The organism is uncultured Clostridium sp. (genome assembly GCF_934754915.1).
Lineage (GTDB): Bacteria > Bacillota > Clostridia > Clostridiales > Clostridiaceae > Clostridium.
Window position 1 is genome coordinate 1 of record NZ_CAKVKB010000178.1, and the last position, 5,682, is coordinate 5,682.

The following is a 5,682-nucleotide window of genomic DNA, read 5'->3' on the forward strand; positions in this document are numbered from 1 at the left end:
ATTTTGTTCAAGATGTAATAATGCGTAAGCATCCATTATATTTTTAGCTTTATCCAATTCTACATTATATTCATTACTATATTAACTTTCATTTCTATTTCTCCTTAAATTTGATTTACAATATATTTCCACTTATAATTTATTTATCAGCTTAGCAGAGCTGAAATATTTATGAAAGGTGGTGTACATAATGGCTCAAATCCCATATGCAGATACTAATGACTCTTTGTCTGTTGAAGTTCAACTTACTCATGCATCTGATGTATTTCTTGTAGATAGCTCAAATTTCCATAAATTTAAATCTGGTCAAAGCTTTAAATATTATGGTGGGCATTATACTAGAACACCTGTGCATATTTCAGTTAAAGGTGCTGGAAGATGGTATTTAATTGTTCGTGGCGGTGGACAATATAAATATCGTTTTTATTAATGCATAAAGGTTACCATTAAATTTCGGTAACCTTTTCCAATACAGCATTTTCTTCAAAATGTTTATATACTTTTTCCATTGCATCTTTAATGTTTTTGACTGTAAATCCTTCTTTAATTGAAAAATCAACAACAGTTTTTATTAATTTTTCCTCCGATTCCTTCATTACAACTTTAATTTCTTCCAACCTTAATTCCTCCTTAAATTTTTGCATAATAAAAGCACCTACTCTTTTTCTAAGTAAGTGCTTGTTATTCTGTATCAATAACTATATTACTATTATTAATATTCATAAACAAATCTCGTATTTCCTCTATATCAGTGCTCACATCATAATAAATATAACCTACATATTTATCATCATCTTCTGTTCCTAATCTTCCATTATATTCAATAATAGTATTTATATTATCATTGAATTTGCTCCAATCATCATTCCTATTTATGAATAAGGTTTCTTGCTTATTTAGATTTAATTGTTTCAGCAACTGCTCTTGATCAATTTCTTCTTTGCTAAACATATTGAAACCATATTTCATGACTAATCCTCCTTCTTCAATAATTTTAATAATTCATATACTTCTTTTTCTTGAGTATCTGAAAGTTTTAAACCTTTTTTAATATTCTCCATATAAGGATTATTAGGATTCATTTTTAACTCTTTTAATAATTTATATTGGTCTCTATTTAATGTTACAAATCCTTCTCCTTTTATTGGATGAAATCTTCCATCATGAATTCCATAGGTTCTATTATTAACAATATACGTATCATTAACCTTATTATATAACCCCTTCTTTATATCTTCAATATCTTTTTGATAATCAATACCTGGTAATATTATAGTATTATTCTCTTTAGGTGCTGACTGTTTTCCAATAGAAGTTAATACATGCCTTTTAGGTAATGGAGCTTTATATTTATTTATTTTTTCTAGTTCACTTTTATTTATTCCAGTATTATTAATATTTTTATTTTTCCATTCCTCATACGTCTGCCAGTCAATCCTCTGTTTAGTTTCATTATCTATTCTGTAAGTTGGTCTCCAGTTCTTATCTATTATAGATACATATGTACATCTACAAAAAGGATGTTGTGGTAAATCTACTGGCTTTTCATATACACTATAACTCTGGCCATCATATTGACTACAATCACTACAGATTTTGCCATCTAATGTTCCCATGTATAACACATATTCTATATTATGATTTTTTTGCCACTCATTATTAGATTGCTCCTGCACTCTGGATATATTATCAACAACAAGTCTGTCAGTAACATATTTATTATTTCTATATTTTTTCTGAATAACACTACCAATATCATTAACATTTATTTCGCCATTAAGAAATTTTTTAACTTGAAGTTTTAAATCTTTTCTTAAATTAACTTTATCATCCCATAAGGTTTCATTCCACATTTTACTGGTTTTATTAATTTCAGAATTAATTATCTTCTGTAAAATTTTATCTGATACAGGCTTCAAAGTATAATTTATACCCATGGCCATAACAAAGCTATTAATATAATAAGAATCCCTTGCAGTTTGATTTAAAATATCTGAAATACAATCTTTCTCAGCATTAAATTCATTACCAAACATCTCATTTATCTTACTGCATAATTCTTTATATAGTTTCATTTGTTGGGTCTTGCTTATATTTATACATGTATCTTCAATGTTGCATTTAAACATTATCTTAGATAATTCATTAATAAGATACTCTTTATTAGAATTTCTTACAGGATCACATATCTCATTTAGAGTTTTATTATGCATTTCATACATCTGTTCCAATAGAGAAATAATCAGCTTAGAGAATAACTTTTGATTTTTATTAAGTTTCATCTACATCACCAGTATTCATTTCCTCTACAAGTTCTTTTTTGACCTTCTCAGCTTCTGAAACTTTATTATTAATAAAACTGAATAATCCTCTAGATGTATCTTTAGATATCGTTCCTTCTGGAACCTGTGCAAGCATTTGAGCTGTGCTTAAATCATCACTTGGAACATTTGGAGTATAAAGCAATTTAACATCTTTATAATCATATTTTTTATTTTTCTTTAAATCTAAATATAAAAATAAAAATCTTATTCTATTTTTAACTATATTCTTATGAGCTTTAGTTTGTAAGCTGCATTTATTTTCAAGTGCTATTAATCTACTTCTAAGAGCAACGCCACTTAAATTACTCTGCAATTTTTCATTATGATTTATATGGCAAGCTAATTGATACATTGTATCTTCATATCTATCTAAAGTATTTTGTATGAATGTATCATTTATATTTTTTATTAGCCATTCGGCATCCCCACCAGATTGAGGAAATTGAATAATCCCTAATTTTTTCATTTGTGGGATTTCTTTTTCATCAACCTCGGCTCCTTTAAATAACAAATAAGCATTTCTAAAATCACTTATTTCATTTCCTATATCCGATAAATTGGTTTCAAATGCATCCTGTAATCCTTTCATATCTTTATACAAACTATCGTCAAAGCCTTCTTCTGTCAATTTTCCAATAGTAACAGGAACTTCACCAAACATATTTATATCTGGCTCAGCAATTTCATTAAATTTACCATCATAATGATAAATATAATCTGATGTATAAACATCTATATAGGTTATAGTTGTTTCAAAATCATTCTTAAATGCATGTATAAAAAATAAAATCTTACCTGAAGCTTTATCATAATAGGCATAACCTTCAGTAGGTTTTATAATCTTACTACAAAAATCAGCATTATTATCAATGTAATACAGTTCATACACTTGAGTAAATATCAATAAGTATTTCATAACATCAGTATCATGTAATTCATCCCAGTGAGCTGTATAATACTCAATATCTTGTACAACATTCTCATTATCTGTTCTAGATTCATATGTAATGTCATTTCCAAGGGTGTATGCGACTTCTTCCTTAACAAACTTCTTAATGTAATTTACATTTATTTTAAGATTAGATCTTTCAGTAATAAACAAATACTTTCTAATTGCGTCAGTATCACCTTTATAATATCTATACATTTTTTCATAAACATTTTTAAATATCCAATATGAACCATAAGCCTTTTTAACTAAAGATAAATGTTCTGGATTACTAAGGTCCAGTCCTATTTCCTTTTTGAATAATTTTTTAATTAAATCACTTATTTTCAAACTGTTTTACCTCCTACAATCCAAAACTTCTTCTATCTAATATTTGTATTTTGCTTACTGTTTTTATTTCATCAACTTTAATCCAAAATTCAGATGCAACATCTGGAGCATCATCATGAGGAGAATATTTTTGTCCAGCAAACTCCATAATTTGATTGATAAACTCTTCATCTTCTGAGCAAAAAATAAATTCCCCACGATTAACATAAGGAATTATTGTACTGATTTTATCATCTTTATTTTTTCTTTGTGCTTCATTTATGATTGTTATACTTCTATATTTTAAAATTGGATGTTCTTTCAATTTCTTTTCTAGTTGGTTTGCATCTGCACCATTAAAAGTGTTCTTTTCAATGCTTACATGGGTTATTTCAGGATATTCCAATAATAAATAAATCATATGGTCTATATACTTATCAAATTCCTGTCTTGCATTAATTTTTGCAAGTTCTCCTTTACGACAATACTTAAAACCATTGGTAGCAGTAGAACCTACCATATAGGCACTATAGTCATTTTTCTTTCCACCAGATGCCGCAGGATCAACAATCAGCATTGTTTTCTTAAATTCATGAGTTTCAATTGTTTTTCTATCTTCTGTATGCATAGATTTAAACCACTTTTCACCTATAGCATCTACATCACCCTGAACTTCTTGCTTAAATGAGTTTGGATTTTCATAATAATCCAATGCAAGATCAAGACAATCCCAAAACTCTGGCCATAGCTTTCCAAACTGCATATCTGCTTCATGATTATAATAAAACTCTTTAGCATCCTCTAAATGGTCTGGATTCTTAAAATCTTGAAGTATTTTTTTGAATTCTAGCCATAAACCACTATTGAAATACTTATCAACATCATCAATATCAACTCCACGGTATTTTTTAAACTTCCATGTAGAACTTTTAAGTAGCCTACTATAAAAGCATTCCTTATGCTGTTGTGTTCCCCAAGCCATCATAACAGTACCTTTTTTCACTATCTTACCGTTACGCTTAATAGCTCTTTGCTTAGCAAACTTAACATCATCAGAATATCTTTTCCATTTCTTCTCTCTAGCTTCTTCAGTTCTTACATCATCTTCAGATTGATAATCATCAAGTATTATTAAATCTGGTCTGGTATTACGATATTTACGACCACGCATTGGAGATGTTGAAGAAATTGCTTCAACAAAAGTTCTATTTGTAAATTCTAATTGAGTAGCATTGCATTTATAGTCCTTATTGCCATCATCAAGCAATTTGCCAAAGGCATCTTCAATATATTGATTTTCTATGACATTATCTTTTATATCCTTGATAAATTTTTCAGCAGTACTTCCTATATCAGAACATATTAAAACATAGGTCTTATGCTTATAGGCCATACTCCAAATACTAGGACCTAAAGTACCAAAAGCAGATTTACCAGTACCTCTACTAAGAACACGCCCCAATTGTTCTGGACCATCACCAATAATGCTCTCCTGAATATCATGCCATAATTCTTCATGAACATCAGCTATTGGAGCAGCTGCATTATCTTCTTTAGGTAGATATATATCCTGTAAAAAATACAAACAAAAAAACTCTAAAGAAATTTGTCCAAGTTGCCATGCTAATCCATGGAAGCCAAACAAGTTCTTAGAGTTTTCTAATATTCTGCTATCCGTTAATTCTTCTGCTTTTTTATCATCAATACCTATATCCGTATAAGATTTTTTTAAGAAGTGATAAAGCAGCCATTTGTTTCTAGCTTCATCACTAGGGAAATCATATGGAATTTTCAAGCTTTATCACCTCTTGACTTTTAAAATTTGCCACAAAATTTCTGTAACTGGCCGACGCTATATTGACTATGTTCAGATTTAGAACCTACCCCCATGTTCAAATCAAGAACATTTCCCAAACTAATATTTAAAGGTCAGACTAATTATTTCGCTAAACATAAGTTTAGTAGAAATATTATTTATATGTAAATGGCTTAACCATGCTATTTATTACAATTTCGCTTTTTGTAAAGGTCAGACTTTTAATAAAATATGGAGTTTTTCCAATAGAAGTTAAGTAATACTATTCAAAACTTCTCTAATTA

6 protein-coding genes are annotated in these 5,682 nt (G+C 28.6%); 1 reads left to right on the forward strand and 5 read right to left on the reverse strand.

All coding sequences use genetic code 11. From position 1 onward, the window contains the following. Positions 1 to 190 precede the first annotated feature (190 nt). The gene (locus tag Q0F58_RS16730) at positions 191 to 430 is read left to right on the forward strand and encodes a DUF1883 domain-containing protein (RefSeq protein ID WP_294379005.1); all 240 of its coding nucleotides are present in this window, start codon (positions 191 to 193) and stop codon (positions 428 to 430) included. Between the two features lie 16 nt (positions 431 to 446). Here the strand turns inward: Q0F58_RS16730 and Q0F58_RS16735 are convergent, their stop codons facing one another. From Q0F58_RS16735 to Q0F58_RS16755, 5 genes are read right to left on the reverse strand one after another with little or no spacing between them, the layout of a single operon-like run. Continuing rightward, positions 447 to 644: a hypothetical protein gene (locus Q0F58_RS16735; RefSeq protein ID WP_294379006.1), complete on the reverse strand. Its 198-nt coding sequence runs from the start codon at positions 642 to 644 to the stop codon at positions 447 to 449. Between the two features lie 37 nt (positions 645 to 681). After that, positions 682 to 969, reverse strand: coding sequence for a hypothetical protein (locus tag Q0F58_RS16740; RefSeq protein ID WP_294379007.1), 288 nt, complete (start codon positions 967 to 969; stop codon positions 682 to 684). 2 nt (positions 970 to 971) lie between these two features. After that, a complete protein-coding gene (locus Q0F58_RS16745) occupies positions 972 to 2,282 on the reverse strand; it encodes a minor capsid protein (protein WP_294379008.1) in 1,311 nt (436 codons plus the stop codon). Further along, entirely contained in the window at positions 2,272 to 3,603 is a 1,332-nt protein-coding gene (locus Q0F58_RS16750; protein WP_294379009.1) for a phage portal protein, read from the reverse strand. Before Q0F58_RS16750 ends, Q0F58_RS16745 begins: the two co-directional genes overlap by 11 nt. 13 nt (positions 3,604 to 3,616) lie before the next feature. Beyond that, positions 3,617 to 5,377, reverse strand: coding sequence for a hypothetical protein (locus tag Q0F58_RS16755; protein ID WP_294379010.1), 1,761 nt, complete (start codon positions 5,375 to 5,377; stop codon positions 3,617 to 3,619). Positions 5,378 to 5,682 lie beyond the last annotated feature (305 nt).

Excerpts from the sequence above, each read along its gene's own strand:
- Q0F58_RS16730 (WP_294379005.1), top strand. The coding sequence starts at position 191 with ATGGCTCAAATCCCATATGCAGATACTAATGACTCTTTGTCTGTTGAA.
- Q0F58_RS16735 (WP_294379006.1), bottom strand. The coding sequence starts at position 644 with ATGCAAAAATTTAAGGAGGAATTAAGGTTGGAAGAAATTAAAGTTGTA.
- Q0F58_RS16740 (WP_294379007.1), bottom strand. The coding sequence starts at position 969 with ATGAAATATGGTTTCAATATGTTTAGCAAAGAAGAAATTGATCAAGAG.
- Q0F58_RS16745 (WP_294379008.1), bottom strand. The coding sequence starts at position 2,282 with ATGAAACTTAATAAAAATCAAAAGTTATTCTCTAAGCTGATTATTTCT.